Genomic DNA, 18241 nt, shown 5'->3' on the forward strand with positions numbered 1-18241 from the left:
TTCATGTCTACTCAGTCCACACCATCCGTGCGCCAGCGCACAAATCGCCTGACCATGCTGGCAATAGCAAGCGCGTTGACCTGCTTGGCAACCTCTGCCAGCGCCCACAGCTTGGGCGATTTGCTGCAAGCAGCGCGCCAATACGATGCCACCTACTTGGGCGCCCAACAGCAATACCAAGCCAACTTGGCCAAAGCAGAACAAAGCAAATCTTTGCTGCTGCCCACCGTAGGGCTGAGTGCCAGCAGCACCCGCACCTCCACCCAGTCGGATCCCGGTGTCAATGAATACGCATACAACACCAATTCCGCAACGGTGAGCGCCAGCCAACCGCTGTACAACCCATCCAACAAAGCCAGCTACGACCAAGCAAAAATCCAGCTTATATCGTCCCAAGCCCAGCTGAACGCGGCAGAACAAGACCTGATCGTGCGCGTGGCACAGGCTTACTTTGACGCACTGGCCTCACAAGACAGCCTGAGCTATGTGCAAGCGCAGAAAAAAGCCGTGGCCGAGCAACTGGCATCGGCCAAGCGCAACTTTGAAGTCGGTACGGCCACCATCACCGACAGCAAAGAGGCGCAATCGCGGTATGACTTGGTAGTAGCCCAAGAATTGGCAGCACAAAACGATTTGGAAATCAAAACCTTGGCCTTGCGCCAGTTGGTTGGCATTGCTGATGCGCAGCCCGATCCCATTTCCAATACCCTGCCCACAGCAGAAGGTGATATGCAAGCCTGGATAGACAAGGCTATGCAACAACACCCCACCTTGCAACAACTCCAAATCGCAGAACAGGTGGCCAAGCTGGAAACGGAGAAAGCCCGTGCAGGTCACAAACCCACTGTCAGTTTGACCGGTAGCTACACCATGGCCGATGCTGTAGATGGAACTTCATCAAAGTCTTTTGGTGGCACCACCGTACACAACAAAAATGCCAGCATCGGTGTGAGTGTGAGCATTCCACTCTACTCGGGTGGCTCTACGCAAAACCGCATCAAAGAAACTTTGGCCTTGGAAGACAAAGCCCATGATGATGTACTGGCAGCTCAGCGCAGCATCAGCCAAAACGTGCGCAGTGCCTACTTGGGCCTGACATCGGGTTTGAGCCAAGTAAAGGCCGAAGCCTCCAGCCAAAGCTCCTTGGAGTCCAACCAAGTGGGCTACCGTGTAGGCGTACGCATCAACATCGATGTGCTCAATGCCCAAAGCCAGCTATACAGCACCAAATCGAGCTTGGCCCAAGCGCGCTACAACGTGCTCATGACCAGCCTCAAGCTCAAACAAGCAGTGGGTGTATTGACTACAGAAGACGCACTCAAACTGAGTCCCAAACCCTGAGCCAATGCCTAGGCATCAGCCCAACACAGCCCGCACCGCATGGGCTGTGCGTTGGGCGGCCCCCCGGTGCTGTGCCACCCAGTCTTGGGCAAGCACTTGGGTTTGCGGCAATTGCGCCCCATAAGCCCATGCGGTGGCAGCGTGCACAGCTTGGCCTATGTCGGCCACGCGGCGTGCGACCCCAGTTTGTTCCGCATCCAAGCAGGCTTGGGTAAAGTTGAAGGTGTGCGGCCCCATCACAATGGGCACACCGCAGGCAGCAGCTTCTATCAAGTTCTGCCCCCCCAAGGGCGCAAAGCTTCCCCCCAGCAAAGCCACATGGGCCATGCCAAAGTACAACGGCATTTCACCCAAACTATCACCCAACCACACCGTAGGTTGGGGGGTATTCAGTTGCGGACCGGCATCACCCCATTGACTGCGCCGCTGCACCACATAACCCGCTTGCTCTAGCAGTTGGGCCACTTCACCAAAACGCTGCGGATGGCGTGGAACCACCAGCCACTGGACTCGCGGCGCCCCCTGCTGCGTGGAGCTGAGTGTTTGCAGCGCCTCCAGCCACAGGGTTTCTTCCCCTTCACGTGAACTGGCAAATAGCAGCACGGGGATGCCCTGCTGGACGCGGCATGCATCGCGCCATGCACGGCCTTGGGCTTGCAAACTGGGCGATGGATGCACGTCGTATTTGAAATTACCCATCACCCCCTGCACTGTCGCACCAAGCTGGCGCAGACGCTGGGCATCGGCTTCGGTTTGGGCCCACACACCATGCAGCGCACGGTATGCAGGCAAGGCCAAGCTGCTCCAGCGCAAGGACTGGCGCAGGGTTTTCTCGCTCATGCGGGCATTGACCAAGCACAGTGGTATGCCTGCCTCACGGCACACGTGGGCCAAGTTGGGCCACACCTCGGTTTCCATGAGCAAACCTATGCTGGGCTGGAAATGGCGCACAAAACGCTGCACCGCCGCCGGGCTGTCCCACGGCTGCCATACCTGCAGGTCTCCAGCTTGCAACAAGGCCTGCCCGGCCTCGCGCCCGGTGGCTGTGCCATGGGTGAGCAGCAAACGCATGCCCGGCAAGGCTTGGCGCAAGGCCTGCAAAAAAGGCACCACGGCCCGCGTTTCGCCCAAAGACACGGTGTGCAACCACACCAGCGGTACGCTGCGTTGTGACACTTCAGCAGGGCAGGTGTAATAGCCCATGCGCTCAGGCAGATGCAGCCCATAGAGCGGCTCCTGCTTAGCGCGGCGCAGCCACTTGCGGCGCGCCACAGGCTGGGCCAGTGTCATGACCAGGCTGTAGAAGGCTAAGGCAAGGGTTTTGCGCATCGTCAATGTCCAGACAGTGTGGCTTGTGGTGGCAGCACGGGAACGCCCAAAGCAATCCATGCCGACCAGACCTCTTGCACGTTGGGTGTCGGCTGGGCATACACGCTTAACTGGCGCGCTGCACCACCATAAGGATCCGGCAAAGGGCCCGTGCGCCATGCGGTGTTGAAGTTGTATATCTGCACGTGGGGCAAATCCAAGGCCACGGCAATGTGGCTCACCCCACTGTCCACCCCGATCACTCCAGCGCAAAAAGCCAGCGTATCGGTCAGGTCATCGAGCGGCATCAGCGGCCACAGCACCGGGCGCTCTAGCCCCGCTGCAATGGATTGGCTCTGGTCTTGTTCGCGTTGGCTTCCATGGGCTAAAGCCACCAGAAAACCAGCTTTTTCCAAGCGTTGGCCCAAGGCTACCCACTGGGCCAAGGGCCATTCTTTGTCGGCACGCGATGTGCCATGCACCAACGCCACCACAGGCTGAGCAGGCACAAAGGGGCTGCTGGCAGGGGCCAGCCATGCGGGCGCTTGGGTGCGTGCAGCGCGCAAGCCAAACCTGGGTGCAGGATGCGCATCGCTGCCCAAGGCTTGGGCGCACAGTTGGCGCGAGCGCTGCACAGCATGCACATGCGGATGCATGCTGATGGCCTCATCGGCCACCCAGCGGGTGGGGGCTTCGTAGCTGGATCCATCGGTACGGTGCGCCAGCGCATAGCGCTTGCCACCCTGCGCAGTGCGGGCCAAGCGCGCCACCAAAGCCGATTTGGTCAGACCTTGTAGGTCGAGCACAGCATCGTAGGCATCGCGCTGCAACTCCTGCTTGAATGCACGCCATGCAGCACGCGTGGCCGCCGTCCACCAGCTTTTGCGCCAGCGGCGAAGATCGCAAGGGATGACGCGCCCTACCCCATCGCAACGCTGCACCAGCGGGGCAAAGCCACGCTCCACCACCCAGTCAATCTGGGCCTGTGGATAAGCGCGGTGCAAGTCTTGCACCGCCGGCATGGCGTGCACCACATCGCCCAGCGACGACAGCTTGACGATGAGAATGCGCTGCACAGCAGGGCGCGTCGGTGCAGGCAAATTCAATGCGCGCTCTCCTGCAACTTGGCATCGGGTTTGACTTGGTGCAGCAGCGCCAGCATGGCTGCGCGGATACGCTCCAGCGCGGCATCGGTCTGGCCTTCAAAGCGCAGCACCAGCACGGGCGTGGTGTTGGAGGCACGGATGAGGCCAAAGCCGTCGGCCCAGTCCACACGCAAGCCGTCGATGGTATTGACCTCGGCCGGGGCTTCAAATGCCGGGTTGCCTTGGGCTGCTTGCACCAGCTGGGCCACCAATTGGTGTGGCTCGCCTTCGGCACAGGCCACATTCAATTCGGGCGTGCTGTGGCTCTGGGGCAAAGCGTTGAGCACCGCGCTGGGGTTGGCCGAGCGGCTCACGATTTCGAGCAAACGGCAGCCCGCATAGGTGCCGTCGTCAAAACCGAACCAACGCTCTTTGAAGAAGATGTGGCCGCTCATCTCGCCACCCAAGGGGGAATCCACCTCGCGCATTTTGGCTTTGATGAGCGAATGTCCCGTTTTGAACATGAGCGCTTGACCACCTGCAGCGCGGATGGCCGGAGCCAACTGCTGCGAGCACTTGACGTCAAACACGATGTTGCCACCGGGTACGCGCGAGAGCACATCGGCGGCAAACAGCATCATCTGGCGGTCAGGAAAGATGTTGTTGCCCTCTTTGGTGACGATGCCCAAGCGGTCGCCATCGCCGTCAAACGCTAAGCCCAGCTCGGCGTCGCTGTTTTTCAGCGCCTCGATCACGTCGTGCAGGTTCTCGGGCTTGGAAGGGTCGGGGTGGTGGTTGGGGAAGGTGCCATCCACTTCGCTGTAGAGCTCCTGCACCTCGCAGCCAATGGCACGCAAGATAGCCGGGGCCGAGGCACCGGCCACGCCGTTGCCCGAATCGACCACCACCTTGATGGGGCGGACCAGCTTGATGTCGCTGCGGATGCGCTCCAGATAGGCAGGGAACACGTCCACTTGGCGCTGCGAACCACCGGGCTGCAGCACCCAGCTTTCTTGTTCCATCATCTGGCGCAGGGCTTGGATTTCATCGCCATAAATGGCCTTGCCCGCCAGCACCATCTTGAAACCGTTGTAGTCCTTGGGGTTGTGGCTGCCAGTTACCTGGATACCGCTTTGGCACAGCGTAGTCGCTGCAAAGTACAGCATGGGCGTGGTGACCATGCCGACGTCAATCACCTCCATACCCGCTTCTTGCAAACCTTGGCGCAGCGCAGCAGCCAGCTCAGGGCCACTCAAACGGCCATCGCGGCCCACTGCCACCTGCTTTTGCCCCAGCCGCAAAGCTGTGGTGCCAAAAGCACGGCCCAGCCCCAGCGCCACCGCGGGAGTGAGGGTGCTGGGCACGATGCCACGGATGTCATAGGCCTTGAAAATGCTGGCAGCTAACTGCATGGGTTCCCCTTGGTTTGTTTATGGTGGTTGATGGAATGAACGGCGGGCATTGTAGGGGGGCGACATGACGCCTAGAGGGCAGCTGCGCGGGTGCGCCACAGCGACCACAACTCTTGGGACACCTGCCACAGCAGCTTGGCCCCAAAGGCCGCCACCAAAACCGCACACACGCGGTTCATGCGCTGGCGCTGCGTGGCATAAAAGCGCTGTACCCGGTGGTTGGAAAAAACCAAGGACAGCAGCACATGCCAGCACAGTGAGTTGAGGTAACACACCACCATGCTGGCGACCACCAATTGCCACGGGGCATCGGCAGGCAGCAAGCTGGCAAACACGCTGCTAAAAAACAGCGCCGTTTTGGGGTTGAGGATGTTGGTGACAAATCCCGTGCGCATAGCAGGCATCCAACCGCGCAGCACCGCTTGTGTGGCTTGCTCCCCGCTGGAGCGCGCAGCAGCCATGCGCCATGCCACGTACAGCAAATACAAGCCACCCGCTATTTGGGCCACCTGACGCAACACCGGATGCAAGGCAAACACCACCCCAAGCCCCAATACGGCCAGGGTGGCCCACGCCGCTGTGACGCACGAAATACCTACTGTGGCGGCCAAGGCCTCGCGGCGCTGCCCCGATGCAGCCAACTGCCCCACCAGCACAAAGTTGGCCCCAGGGGTGATGAGCACCACCCAGTGCAGCATGGCAATCGACAGCAATACCGTCATGTGTTGTCTCCTGTGTTGTCTGGGTCATTACACCCCATAGCCTACCCACACCGTCTGTCCCACGTGCAGCGGGGTGGCCGAGGGCCGCAGCACCACCGCATTCATGCCAAACGTGGGCGCACCGTCCATGCGGGCGTCGCGGCGGTAGCGCAAGAGTGCATCGCCCACGGCAGGGTCGCCCTGGGCGGTTTGGGGATCGATATTGGGGATGGGGCAGCGCACGCAAGGCTTGACGAGTTGCAAGCGCGCATCGGCATGGGTAGCAGTGCCCGTCCACAGCGTGCACAGGTAGTCTTCCTCGTGCGCGGGCAAGTCGCTGAGCACGATGTTGGGGCGAAAGCGCAACAGGCTGGGCACTGCAGGGAGCGTACCTTGGCCTGCGCTGTGCTGGACTATGTCCTCGTGCAAAGCCTGGGCTGCGCTGTCGGTGGTCAGCAGCAACGGATAGCCATCGGAAAAGCGGGTGTGGGTTTGCCAGCCCTCGGTGCGGCTGGTGCTGCACAGGCGCTGCTGGGCGGGGTCAAACGCCACCAAGCGCACGGAGTGGCCCAAAAAGTAGCTGAACCACGCCGCAGTGGCATCGCCCACATCGTGCGCGGGCACACTGTCGCGCCACACCTGCACGGTGCGCACGCTGGCCCCTGCTGTGTGGGCTGACCACCTTGCGGGCACCTGCAGCGCTGGCATGCCCGGGGCTTGCAACAGCAAGTGATCCAACTCCCCGCTGGCATGGTCATAGACCAGTTGCGGCTGGATCAAGACCATGCGCGGCCATTCACGCTGGGTGCAAAAGCGCCCGGCCTCGTCCACCAGCATCCAGTGCCTGTCCCACTGCAGGCCCTGCTCCAGCAGATGCGCTTGCTGCAGGGCAATGCCCGCGCACGATTTGATGGGGTAGACCCAGAGCTGGGCAATGTGGGCTTGTGCATCGGGCTCGGGCAAAGCGGCAAAAGGATGGTGCTTGGGCAGCGTTTGGGTGGGTGCAGTCATGGAAAGCGTGGCAGTTAGCGCGACAATGGCGGCTGTTTTGGAGTACGAGGCATGTATGTCGCAAACCTATGATATTGGCATTCGGGGCGGAGGCATTGTGGGCTGCACCTTGGCCCTGCATTTGGCCGCCAAACGCCTGCGCGTGGCCCTGCACGCGCCCACCTTGCACCGCGATGAGCAAGGCGGTGACGTGCGTGCTTATGCCCTGAACCAATCGTCCCGCCAGTTGCTGGACGCCATTCGCTGCTGGCCCGGCGAACTGGCCGCTACGCCCGTGCTGCGCATGCAAGTGCATGGCGACCAAGGGGGTGCCATCCAGTTTGATGCAGCCATGCAAGGCGTACCGGCGCTGAACTGGATCGTGGATGTGCCAGCGCTGGAGGCCAAACTGCGAGAAGCCATAGGCTACCAACCCCTCATCACCTTGGTGGATGAACCCGCCCCGGCCGAGCTGACCGTGGTATGTGAAGGCCGCGCCAGCCAAACCCGGGCCGAGTTGAGTGTGGAGTTCGACACCCACCCCTACCAGCAATATGCCGTGGCCACCCGGGTACGCAGCGTCACGCCGCACCAGCGCATCGCCCACCAGTGGTTCCAGCACAGCGGCAACGACAGCGCCATCGCAGGCTTTTTGCCCATGGGTGGGCGCGACAGTGGCGACTGGGCTGTGGTGTGGTCCGTATCGGCCACCCAGCAACAGCAGCTACTGGCCCTGAGCGACGACGAGTTTTGCCAGCAACTGGCCGCAGTGACCGAAGGCGAGCTAGGCCCCTTTACCTTGCTAGCACCGCGCCAAACTTGGATGCTGCAACACGCCTGCGCCCAGCGCTGGAGCGGCCGCGCCGCTTGGGGCAGCTGGGTGCTGGCCGGTGATGCCGCCCACAACGTGCACCCACTGGCAGGCCAAGGGCTCAACTTAGGCCTGGGCGATGCTACAGAATTGATAGCACGCATAGCGCACCGGGATTACTGGAGGGCCGTATCCGACCCCAAAGTGCTGCGCGCCTACGAACGCGCCCGCAAGGCCGACTTTGCACTGGTAGGCGGCACTGGCGATGCGCTGCAGCGCCTGTTTGCCCACCCCCACACCGCCGTGCAACAACTGCGCAACCGCGGCATGAGCCTGATGAACGCCAGCGGTTTTGCCAAACACTGGCTGGCCCAGCAAGCCATGCACACCCACGGCTAAGACGTGCGCCTGCAACACCCCGCCATCCGCAAGGGGCATGCCTTAGCGGCATCGGGGCAGCGTGGCTACACTTAAGGCATGCAATACCTGTACACCCCTGCCAGCCGCCTCACCCGCGCCTTGCGTCCAGCCGCTGTGTTGGCCGCTGTACTCACTCTCTCGCTGTCGGTACACGCTCAGGCGCAAGAAGACGCGCTGCGCGCTGCACTGCAAAAACGCATTCCGCAACTGGGCAAGATCGACGAAGTGCGCAAAGCCCCCATGCCCGGTTTGTACGAAGTGCGCGTCAATGGCGCTGAGATTTACTACACCGACGCCAAGGGCGACTTCATCATCAACGGCTCCATTTTGGAGAGCAAAAGCCTGCGCAACCTGACTGAAGAGCGGCTCAACAAGCTCACCGCGGTGGCCTTTGACAAGCTGCCGCTGGCCGATGCCTTCACCATCGTGCGTGGCAACGGCAAACGCAAGCTGGCGGTGTTTGAAGACCCCAACTGCAGCTACTGCCACCGCTTCGAGCGCGATTTGCAAAAAATCGACAACGTGACGGTTTACCTCTTCCTCTACCCCATCTTGGGGCCAGACTCGGTGGAAAAGTCCAAAGCCATCTGGTGCTCGCGTGACAAAGGCCAAGCCTGGCAAGACTGGATGCTGCGCCAGCAGCAACCGCCGGCTGCCGCTTCCATGTGCAACACCACCCCGATTGCCCGCAACGTGGAGTTCGGCAAAACCTACCGCCTCAACGGCACGCCTACGCTCATCTTCCCCGATGGCACCCGCATTCCCGGCGCCATGGAAGCATCGCAAATCGAGAAATACCTGAGCCAAACCAACAAGGGCTAAACGCCACCATCATCATCGCCATGAGTCACCCCTCACTGCCGACCGCCGCTGGGGCGGTGCATTACCAGGTGGACGTGCAAGACGTGCACGCCCACCTGTTCCAAGTCACACTGCACATTGCCAAGCCAGTAGCCCAGCAAACCGTGCTGTTGCCGGTGTGGATACCGGGCAGCTACTTGGTGCGTGAATTCGCCAAAAACCTGCAAAGCCTGCAAGCGAGCCAAAACGGCCAACCCGTCGCACTGCAGCAACTGGACAAAACCAGCTGGCGCGTGGACAACACGGCCGACAGCCCCTTGGTGCTGCAATACCGCGTGTACGCGCTGGACCATTCGGTGCGCACCGCGTGGCTGGAGGCATCGCGTGGATTTTTCAATGGCACCAGCCTCTTGCTGCGCGTGCCCGAGCAAAGCCAACAAGCCCATACCCTGCACATCACCGCCCCCAGCCACAGCACAGCCAGCGCCCCATGGCAACTGGCTACGGGGCTGTCCCCGGTGGCCGTGGATGCCCACGGCTTTGGTCTGTACAGCGCCCCCGATTACGACACGCTGGTGGACTGCCCGGTGGAGATGGGCCTGCTGTGGAGCGGCAGTTTTGAGGCCTATGGCATCCCGCACCGCTTTGTGGTGTCGGGCGTGCCCGCCAGCTTTGATGGTGCCCGCCTGCTGGCCGACACCAAGGCCATTTGCGAGGCGCAACTGCGCTTTTGGCACCCCGGCATAGAGAACGGCAACGCAAGCGGCAACAGCAGCGCGCCGTTTGGCCACTACGTGTTCATGCTCAACGCCACGCACGACGGCTACGGTGGGCTGGAGCACCGCAACTCCACCGCGCTGATCGCCAGCCGCCAAGACCTGCCGCGCCACCTTATTCCCGGCGTGAGTGACAAGCAGCCCGAGGGCTACACCACGCTGCTGGGGCTGATCAGCCACGAATACTTCCACACCTGGAACGTGAAACGCCTGCGCCCGTTTGAACTGGCGCAGTACGACTACCAACGCGAGAACTACACCGAACTGCTGTGGTTCTTTGAAGGCTTTACCAGCTACTACGACGACTTGCTACTGGCCCGCAGTGGTCGACTGGACGCCACGCAATACCTCCAGCAACTGGGCAAAACCGTACAACAGGTGCTGCAAGCGCCGGGCCGCCACGTGCAAACCGTGGCCCAAGCCAGCTGGGATGCCTGGGTGAAGTACTACCGCCCGGACGAAAACACGCCCAACAGCACCATCAGCTACTACACCAAAGGTGCTTTGGTGGCGCTGTGCCTGGACCTGACGCTGCGCAGCGAAGGCCACGGCACGCTGGACGGCGTGATGCGCGACCTGTGGCAGCGCTGCCAAGGCGGCCCCATGCGCGAGGCCGATGTGCTGGCTGCGCTGCACAGCGTGGGCCAGCGCAGCTACGCCACCGAACTGCAGCAATGGGTGCACAGCACGGCTGAACTGCCCGTGGCCGAGCTGCTGGCCCGCCACGGCGTACGTGTGGCCCAAGAGCCGCACAAACTGGCGCAACAGTTGGGCCTGCGCGTGAAAGACAACCAAGGCAGCGTGCACATACAAACCGTGCTCAGTGGCAGCGTAGCGGCGCAAGCGGGTTTGAGCGCAGGCGACGAGTGGCTGGGTTTTCGCTTGGTCGACATGCCAGAGGGCAGCGGCGCACACCTGCACAGCGCATGGCGCTTGCGCAGCTTGGACGACCTGCCGCTGTACGCGGGCAATGCACGGCAGCTCATCGCCATCGTGGCGCGCGACCAGCGCCTGCTCGAACTGCCGCTGCAGTGGCCCGTGCCCAGCTTCGGCTACAAACTGGAAGTGGACAACGACAGCACCGTGCAAGCGTGGCTGCAGCCACCTGCCACCGCCTAAAACACAGAGGAGAAGCCCTTGGCCTACGACTGCATACTGACCCACGTAGAAGGCGAAAAAGTGGGCGTTATCACGCTCAACCGCCCCAAACAGCTCAACGCGCTGAACGACCAACTCATGGACGAACTGGGCCACGCCCTACTGGCCTTTGACGCCGACCCCGCCATTGGCTGCATGGTCATCACCGGCAGCGAAAAAGCCTTTGCCGCAGGTGCAGACATCACCGCCATGGCCAACCTGAGCTTTGCCGAGGTGTTTCGCAGCAACCTGATTGGCCGCAACTGGAACGCCATCAGCCAAGTGCGCAAACCCGTCATCGCGGCCGTGGCTGGCTTTGCGCTGGGCGGCGGCTGCGAGCTGGCCATGATGTGCGACATCCTCATCGCCGCCGACACGGCCAAGTTTGGCCAACCCGAGATCAAGCTGGGCATCATCCCCGGCGCAGGCGGCACCCAGCGCCTGCCCCGCGCCGTGGGCAAGGCCAAAGCCATGGATTTGGCCTTGACAGGCCGCATGATGGACGCCACCGAGGCCGAACGCGCTGGCCTAGTCAGCCGCGTAGTACCTGCCGAACAACTGCTGCAAGAAGCCTTGGGCGCGGCGCTGCAAATTTGCAGCTACTCCCAACTGGCCACCATGGCCGCCAAAGAAGCCGTGAACCGCGCTTTTGAGGCCCCACTGGCCGAAGGCCTGCTGCTCGAGCGCCGCCTGTTCCACGCCCTGTTTGCCACCGCCGACCAAAAAGAAGGCATGGACGCCTTCGTGAACAAACGCCCCGCCAACTTCTCCAACCGCTAAAAACTGCGCTACAATGCGCGTCTTTCGGTGGTATAGCTCAGTTGGTTAGAGCGCAGCATTCATAATGCTGATGTCCCAGGTTCAAGTCCCGGTACCACCACCAAATGCAAAAACCCGCTTCTCTGCAAAGATAAGCGGGTTTTTTCTTGCCTGCACTGTTTTACAGAAAGAATTCGCATGCTGACCCTGACCCAAACCCTCTCCTTTTTGCTTGTGGCCATGGCCTTGACCATCACGCCGGGGCCGGACAACCTCATGGTGCTGGGAGTGGGCATGTCCAAGGGGCGGCGGCACGGCATGGCGTTTGGGCTGGGTTGTGCACTCGGTTGCCTAAGCCACACCCTGCTGGCCGTGGTGGGGGTCAGTGCTCTGCTGGCCTCGTCCGCCGTGGCGCTGACCGTGCTGCGCTGGGTCGGTGGTGCGTACTTGGTGTGGCTGGGCGTGCAAGCGTGGCGCCATGCGGGCAGTAGCCAACTGTCCAGCAGCGCAGCCGAAACGAGCGCAGCCCCTTCGGTACGCAGCCTGTTTGCCAAAGGACTGGTGGCCAACGCCATCAACCCCAAAGTGGCGCTGTTTTTCCTCTCATTCTTGCCCCAGTTCGTGGTGGTGGGCCAAGGCCACCCCAGCCTGCAACTGGGCTTGCTGGGCCTGCTATTTACCGCCCAAGCGGCTCTGCTGTTTGGGCTGCTGGGCTTTTTCTCGGGCACAGTGGGCGCTTGGCTGGGCCGACGCCCGCGCTTGGGGCTGTGGCTGGATCGCATGGCAGCGGGCGTGTTCGTTGCACTGGGGCTACGCATTGCCAGCAACAGCTAGGGCTGCACGGTAGCGGGACAGAGGGGGTCGGTACAATCGCTGCTCTTCTTCCCTCACTCTCCCAGCCTCTGGATACACACCATGAACCGCTGTTTTTCCCTGACCCGTTGGACTGGCACCTTGGCCTTGGTGGCGGCCTGTCTGTCCCTAGCTGTGCCCAGCAGCACGCTGGCGCAAACGCTGACGGGCACCACCCAAGTGACCAACGCCCAAGGGCAGACTGTCACCATCCGCACCTTTCCCGCCAATAGCAAACGGGGCGATTTGCAAGTGACCAACGCACCCGTGGTGCTGCTCGATGGCAAAGCCGACCGCCTGTCGCCCGGTGCTCGCATTCGCAACACCAACAACCTGCTCATGCTCTCGGCCAGCCTGACGGGTCAGACCGTGCCGGTGATGTACCGCCGCGAGTCCACCGGCATGTTGCACGAGGTGTGGCTGCTCACGGCCGATGAGGCCGAAGCCTACCCCGCTGAAAAACGCTACTTCATCAACTGAGCACAAGGCCATCGCCCACAGTGCCTGCCTGCGCGGCAGCACATGGGGGGCATGCCAAACCAGACTGAAGAATTTATACAAAACAGGCTGTAGAGCTTATGCAGTAAGCTGGAGCAGCTATTAATTTGATAGCAAACACCATGAGCAAAAAAGTATTCATCAAAACCTACGGCTGCCAGATGAACGAGTACGACTCGGACAAGATGAGTGACCTGCTGCGCGCCGCCGAAGGCTACGAACCCACGCAAGACGTGGAAGAGGCCGACCTGATTTTGTTCAACACCTGCTCGGTGCGCGAAAAGGCGCAGGAAAAGGTGTTCAGCGACCTAGGGCGCATCAAGCACCTGAAGGCGCGTGGGGCGCAAATTGGCGTGGGCGGTTGTGTGGCCAGCCAAGAGGGCGATGAGATTGTGAAACGCGCGCCCTATGTGGACGTGGTGTTTGGCCCGCAAACCCTGCACCGCCTGCCCGAACTGCTGCAACAGCGCCGCAAGCTGGACAAACCGCAGGTGGACATCAGCTTTCCCGAGATTGAAAAATTCGACCACCTGCCCCCCGCCCGCGTGGAAGGCGCGTCGGCCTTTGTGAGCATCATGGAAGGCTGCTCCAAATACTGCAGCTACTGCGTGGTGCCCTACACCCGTGGCGAAGAAGTAAACCGTCCGCTGGAAGACGTGCTGGTGGAAGTGGCAGGTTTGGCCGAGCAAGGGGTGAAAGAAATCAACCTGTTGGGCCAAAACGTGAACGCTTGGCGTCACACGCTGGGCAACACCAGTGAGATGGCCGACTTTGCCACCCTGCTGGAGATGGTGGCCGAGATTCCGGGCATCGAGCGCATCCGCTACACCACCAGCCACCCCAACGAGTTCACGCCCAGCCTGATTGCGGCCTACGAGCGCATTCCCAAGCTGGTGAGCCACCTGCACCTGCCCGTGCAGCACGGCAGCGACAAGGTGCTGATGGCCATGAAGCGTGGCTACACCGCCATGGAATACAAGAGCACCATCCGCAAGCTGCGCGCCATTCGGCCCGACATGAGCATCAGCTCGGATTTCATCGTCGGCTTTCCCGGCGAGACCGAGGAGGACTTCGCCAAGCTCATGAAGCTGGTGGAAGACATTGGCTTTGACAACTCCTTCAGCTTTGTCTATAGCCCACGCCCCGGCACGCCAGCGGCCAACCTGCACGACGACACCCCGCAAGAGGTGAAGCTGCGCCGCCTGCAAACGCTGCAAGCGGCCATCAACGGCAATTTGCAGCGCATCAGCGAGCAGCGCGTGGGCACCGTGCAGCGCATTTTGGTAGAGGGCCTCTCCAAGCGCGATGGCAGCGAGCTGATGGGCCGCACCGAGTGCAACCGCGTGGTGAACTTCGCTGGCAACCCGCGCTTGATCGGCCACATGGTGGATGTGCGCATCACCGAAACACGCACCTACACGCTGCGCGGCGAGGTCTTGACTGAAGTCAACGCGCTAGCCTGAGTCCCGGCGTAGCATGCGGTGCATGACCACCGCTTCGATACCCCATAACACCGCCCACGAGCGGGTGCTACACCCCGCGTTCCACAGCAAAATCATGACGGCCGCCCAAGCGGCCGCTCTCATTCCAGCCGGTGCCAATGTGGGCATGAGCGGCTTTACCGGCTCTGGCCACCCCAAAGCCGTGCCGCAAGCCTTGGCCCAGCGCATAGAGGCGCTACACGACCAAGGTCAAGACTTTCGCATTGGCCTGTGGACGGGCGCTTCCACTGCGCCGCAACTGGACGGAGCCTTGGCCCAAGCCCACGGCATCCGCACACGCCTGCCCTACCAGTCTGACCCGGTGGTGCGCCAGCAAATCAATGCCGGCGAGATCGACTACACCGACATCCACCTCTCGCACGTGGCGCAACTGGCGTGGTTTGGCTTTTTGGGCCCCCTCGATGTCGCCGTAGTGGAGGTGACTGCCATTTTGGAAGACGGGCGCATGGTGCCCTCGTCCTCCGTGGGCAATAACAAAACTTGGCTGGACAACGCCAAAATGGTGATTCTGGAAGTGAACCAGCGCCAGAGCCTGCAGCTCAAGGGCATGCACGACATTTACTACGGCACCCGCCTGCCGCCGCACCGCAACCCCATCCCCCTCATCCACCCGGCTGACCGCATTGGCCAGCCCTACCTGCAATGCGACCCAGCCAAGGTGGTGGCCGTGGTGCTGACCGACGAGAGCGACCGCAACAGCGCATTTGCGCCGCCCGATGCGGTGTCGCACCAAATTGCAGGGCACATCTTGGACTTTTTGCAGCAAGAGGTAGATGCCAAGCGCCTGCCACCCCACCTGCTACCCCTGCAATCGGGCGTAGGCAATGTGGCCAACGCGGTGCTGTCGGGCCTGAACCAAGGGCCGTTTGAAGGGCTCACGGCCTACACCGAAGTGCTGCAAGACGGCATGCTGGAGATGCTCCAATCGGGCAAGCTGACCAGCGCCTCGGCCACGGCCTTGTCGCTCAGCCCTGTGGCGCTGGAAGAGTTTGAACGCCATATTGATTTTTACCGCCAGCGCATCATTCTGCGCCCGCAAGAGATGAGCAACCACCCCGAGGTGGTGCGCCGCTTGGGCGTGATCGCCATGAACGCCATGATTGAGGCCGACATCTACGGCAACGTCAACTCCACCCACATCATGGGCTCGAGCATGATGAATGGCATCGGCGGCTCGGGCGACTTTGCGCGCAATGCCTACTTGTCGTTTTTCATGACACCATCGACCGCCAAGAATGGCTCCATCTCGTGCATCGTGCCCATGGTCTCGCACACCGACCATACCGAGCACGATGTGGAAATCATCGTCACCGAACAAGGCTTGGCCGACTTGCGTGGCCTCTCGCCCAAGCAGCGGGCGCGGCGCATCATCGACCGCTGTGCCCACCCCGACTACCGCGACGCCCTGCACGATTACTTTGATCGCGCCCAACAACAGGCCACGGGCCGCCATACGCCCCACCTGCTGGGGGAGGCGCTGTCATGGCATGAGCGCTTTGTGCAAACCGGCAGCATGCGCTGAGACGGACTTAACTGGGTAAGACTGAGCTTTGCTCATCGAGCACGCTGTGGTAGCGCTTGGCTTGCTGCTCCCGTTGGGTCAGCCATGCACTGGTGGCACCGCAAGCAGCAATCAAGGCCATGCCCAACCACGACAAGGTATCGGGCATTTGGTCAAATGCCAGCCAACCGCCCAGCACGGCAAAACCAATTTGCGTGTAGTTGAATGGCATGACCGTTGCCACGGGCGCGTGCTTAAAGGCCAAAGTAAACAAATAGTGGCCCACTGAAGCCAACAGCGCTGTAGCGACTATGCCCCCCCACAGGGCAGGATTGGCCACAGGTTCCCAAATCCACGGCAGCATGAGAGCAGGGATGATGGCACCACTCCACGCGGTGTAGAGCTGCATGGTCATGGGGCTTTCGGTGCGGGTCATGCGGCTGGTGAGCAGTTGGAACGCGGCATTGATGAGCACCAGCAAAAACGGCAGCAGCATAAGCCACTGAAAATCATCCGCACCCGGGCGCAAGATGAGCAGCGTGCCGCCAAAGCCCACCACTACCAGCAGTTTGCGCTGCCATGACACGCTATCACCCAGCATGCGCGCCGCCACCAAAGTGACCACCACCGGGGTGAGCAGCACGATGGCGGTGAAGTCGCCCATGGGCAAGTGGCGCAAGCTGATAAAAGCCAACACGCTCACGGACAGCAAGAGCAAACCCCGCAGCACATGCAAGCCCAGATGCTGGGTGCGCCACACCTGCCAACCACGCCCAGGCAGCACCACGGCGGTAGTGATCAAAGCCTGCACCGCATAGCGCAAGGCCAGCGCCATCATGACGTGCATGCCAGCGGCTACCCATTTGGTGGTGGTGTCCAAGGTGGCAAAACAAGCCATGGCGGCTACCGCCAAGGCAATGCCGCGCAAGGGATGCTGACCGTGGGACGCCGATGCCGGCATCAGAAAGGCATTCCTGGCAGGCCTTTTTTCATGCCGCCTAGGCGCTTCATGAGTTTCATCATGCCACCGCCCTTCATCTTTTTCATCATGTCTTGCATCTGCTCAAACTCTTTGAGCAAGCGATTGACCTCTTGCACTTGCACGCCAGCACCGGCTGCAATGCGGCGCTTGCGCGATGCCTTGATGAGCTCGGGCTTGGTGCGCTCTTTCTGGGTCATGCTGTTGATGATGCCCTCTTTGCGGCGGATGTCTTTTTCTGCCTTGTCCATGTCCACCTGCCCAGCTTTGGCGGCCAGTTGGGTGGGCAACTTGTCCATCAGACTGGAGAGTCCGCCCATCTGCTTCATTTGCTGCAACTGGGCCAAGAAGTCATTGAAGTCAAAGCCTGCGCCGCTCTTGACCTTGGCGGCGAGCTTTTGCGCTGCTTCCATGTCCACGCTGGCGGTGACCTGCTCGACCAACGCCACGATGTCGCCCATGCCCAGCACCCGACCAGCGTGACGCTGCGCATCGAAGACTTCCAGGCCATCGAGCTTTTCGCTGGTACCGGCAAATTTGATGGGAGCCCCGGTCACGTGGCGCACCGACAGGGCGGCACCACCGCGCGAGTCGCCATCGAGCTTGGTCAACACAATGCCGGTGAGCGGCAGCGCGTCTTTGAACGCCTTGGCGGTGTTGATGGCGTCCTGCCCCTGCATGGCATCCACCACAAACAGGGTTTCCACCGGATTGAGCACGGCGTGCAGGTCGCGGATTTCGGCCATCAAGGCCTCGTCGATGGCCAAGCGGCCGGCGGTATCGACCAGCAGCACATCGACAAAGTGTTTTTTGGCGTAGTCCAAGGCAGCGCGGGCGATGTCTGCCGGCTTTTGATCGGGCGTGCTGGGAAACCACTCGGCACCGGCTTGCGCCGTCACGGTCTTGAGCTGCTCAATGGCTGCGGGGCGGTACACGTCGCCCGAGACAGTCAGCACTTTTTTCTTGCGCTTTTCCACCAAGTGCTTGGCCAGCTTGCCTGTGGTGGTGGTTTTACCAGCACCTTGCAAACCAGCCATCAAAATCACCGCAGGGGGTTGGGCAGCAAGGTTGATGTCACTCACGCCCTCGCCCATGGTGGCGGCCAGCTCTTGGTTAACGATGCTCACCAGCACTTGGCCGGGCTGCAAGGAACCCAAGACCTCTTGGCCCAAGGCCTTTTCTTTGACGCGGGCAATGAAGTCGCGCACCACGGGCAAGGCCACATCGGCTTCCAACAAGGCCATGCGCACTTCGCGCAGCATGTCGGACACGTTGGTTTCGGTAATGCGGGACTGGCCACGCAGGTCTTTGATGAGACGGGATAGTTTGTCGGTAAGAGCTGATGCCATAGATGGTGTGCGCCATGCG

Annotated in this window: 16 protein-coding genes and 1 tRNA gene; 10 read left to right on the forward strand and 7 right to left on the reverse strand. The window is 61.5% G+C overall.

The window, feature by feature from the left end; translation table 11 throughout:
- The first annotated feature begins 3 nt into the window (after window positions 1-3).
- Window positions 4-1341 carry a TolC family outer membrane protein gene (locus tag KIK84_RS11610; protein ID WP_214123254.1) on the forward strand — a complete coding sequence of 446 codons (1338 nt, stop codon included), beginning with the start codon at window positions 4-6 and terminating at the stop codon, window positions 1339-1341.
- 15 nt (window positions 1342-1356) lie between these two features.
- Here KIK84_RS11610 and KIK84_RS11615 read toward each other — a convergent pair whose 3' ends face one another.
- The 5 genes from KIK84_RS11615 to KIK84_RS11635 form a co-directional block, all read right to left on the reverse strand.
- Complete coding sequence (locus KIK84_RS11615) at window positions 1357-2670, reverse strand: 3-deoxy-D-manno-octulosonic acid transferase (RefSeq protein WP_250207923.1); 1314 nt, start codon at window positions 2668-2670, stop codon at window positions 1357-1359.
- Window positions 2671-2672: 2 nt separating this feature from the next.
- Complete coding sequence (gene waaC, locus KIK84_RS11620; RefSeq protein ID WP_250207924.1) at window positions 2673-3755, reverse strand: lipopolysaccharide heptosyltransferase I; 1083 nt, start codon at window positions 3753-3755, stop codon at window positions 2673-2675.
- Window positions 3752-5146 (reverse strand): phosphomannomutase/phosphoglucomutase, encoded by a 1395-nt coding sequence (locus tag KIK84_RS11625; protein WP_214123255.1) that lies wholly within the window; start codon window positions 5144-5146, stop codon window positions 3752-3754. The genes waaC and KIK84_RS11625 overlap by 4 nt, the downstream gene beginning before the upstream one ends.
- Window positions 5147-5217: 71 nt before the next feature.
- Window positions 5218-5868: a LysE family translocator gene (locus KIK84_RS11630; RefSeq protein ID WP_214123256.1), complete on the reverse strand. Its 651-nt coding sequence runs from the start codon at window positions 5866-5868 to the stop codon at window positions 5218-5220.
- A 27-nt stretch (window positions 5869-5895) separates the two neighbouring features.
- Entirely contained in the window at window positions 5896-6858 is a 963-nt protein-coding gene (locus KIK84_RS11635; RefSeq protein WP_214123257.1) for an MOSC domain-containing protein, read from the reverse strand.
- A 55-nt stretch (window positions 6859-6913) separates the two neighbouring features.
- On the opposite strand from KIK84_RS11635, the gene KIK84_RS11640 reads away from it, so the two are divergent.
- From KIK84_RS11640 to scpC, 9 genes are all read left to right on the forward strand, one after another.
- Window positions 6914-8047 (forward strand): FAD-dependent monooxygenase, encoded by a 1134-nt coding sequence (locus tag KIK84_RS11640; protein WP_214123258.1) that lies wholly within the window; start codon window positions 6914-6916, stop codon window positions 8045-8047.
- Window positions 8048-8125: 78 nt separating this feature from the next.
- Window positions 8126-8890, forward strand: a complete 765-nt coding sequence (locus tag KIK84_RS11645; RefSeq protein WP_214123259.1) for a DsbC family protein — start codon at window positions 8126-8128, stop codon at window positions 8888-8890.
- A gap of 20 nt (window positions 8891-8910) precedes the next feature.
- Window positions 8911-10764, forward strand: coding sequence for a M61 family metallopeptidase (locus KIK84_RS11650; protein WP_214123260.1), 1854 nt, complete (start codon window positions 8911-8913; stop codon window positions 10762-10764).
- Between the two features lie 18 nt (window positions 10765-10782).
- Window positions 10783-11562, forward strand: a complete 780-nt coding sequence (locus KIK84_RS11655; RefSeq protein ID WP_214123261.1) for an enoyl-CoA hydratase — start codon at window positions 10783-10785, stop codon at window positions 11560-11562.
- A gap of 26 nt (window positions 11563-11588) precedes the next feature.
- Window positions 11589-11665 (forward strand) — tRNA-Met (locus KIK84_RS11660).
- Window positions 11666-11739: 74 nt separating this feature from the next.
- Complete coding sequence (locus tag KIK84_RS11665) at window positions 11740-12375, forward strand: LysE family translocator (protein ID WP_214123262.1); 636 nt, start codon at window positions 11740-11742, stop codon at window positions 12373-12375.
- Between the two features lie 81 nt (window positions 12376-12456).
- Window positions 12457-12873, forward strand: coding sequence for a hypothetical protein (locus KIK84_RS11670; RefSeq protein ID WP_214123263.1), 417 nt, complete (start codon window positions 12457-12459; stop codon window positions 12871-12873).
- 140 nt (window positions 12874-13013) lie between these two features.
- On the forward strand, window positions 13014-14354 hold the full coding sequence (gene miaB / locus KIK84_RS11675; RefSeq protein ID WP_214123264.1) for a tRNA (N6-isopentenyl adenosine(37)-C2)-methylthiotransferase MiaB: 1341 nt from the start codon (window positions 13014-13016) through the stop codon (window positions 14352-14354).
- Window positions 14355-14376: 22 nt separating this feature from the next.
- Entirely contained in the window at window positions 14377-15915 is a 1539-nt protein-coding gene (gene scpC / locus KIK84_RS11680; protein ID WP_214123265.1) for a succinyl-CoA:acetate CoA-transferase ScpC, read from the forward strand.
- Between the two features lie 7 nt (window positions 15916-15922).
- Here scpC and KIK84_RS11685 read toward each other — a convergent pair whose 3' ends face one another.
- Both KIK84_RS11685 and ffh read right to left on the reverse strand, forming a co-directional pair.
- Entirely contained in the window at window positions 15923-16855 is a 933-nt protein-coding gene (locus tag KIK84_RS11685) for a DMT family transporter (protein WP_214123266.1), read from the reverse strand.
- Window positions 16855-18222, reverse strand: coding sequence for a signal recognition particle protein (gene ffh, locus KIK84_RS11690; protein WP_214123267.1), 1368 nt, complete (start codon window positions 18220-18222; stop codon window positions 16855-16857). The genes KIK84_RS11685 and ffh overlap by 1 nt, the downstream gene beginning before the upstream one ends.
- Window positions 18223-18241 lie beyond the last annotated feature (19 nt).

The sequence above is a fragment of the Curvibacter sp. CHRR-16 genome, assembly GCF_018474005.1.
Taxonomy (GTDB): domain Bacteria; phylum Pseudomonadota; class Gammaproteobacteria; order Burkholderiales; family Burkholderiaceae_C; genus Allorhodoferax.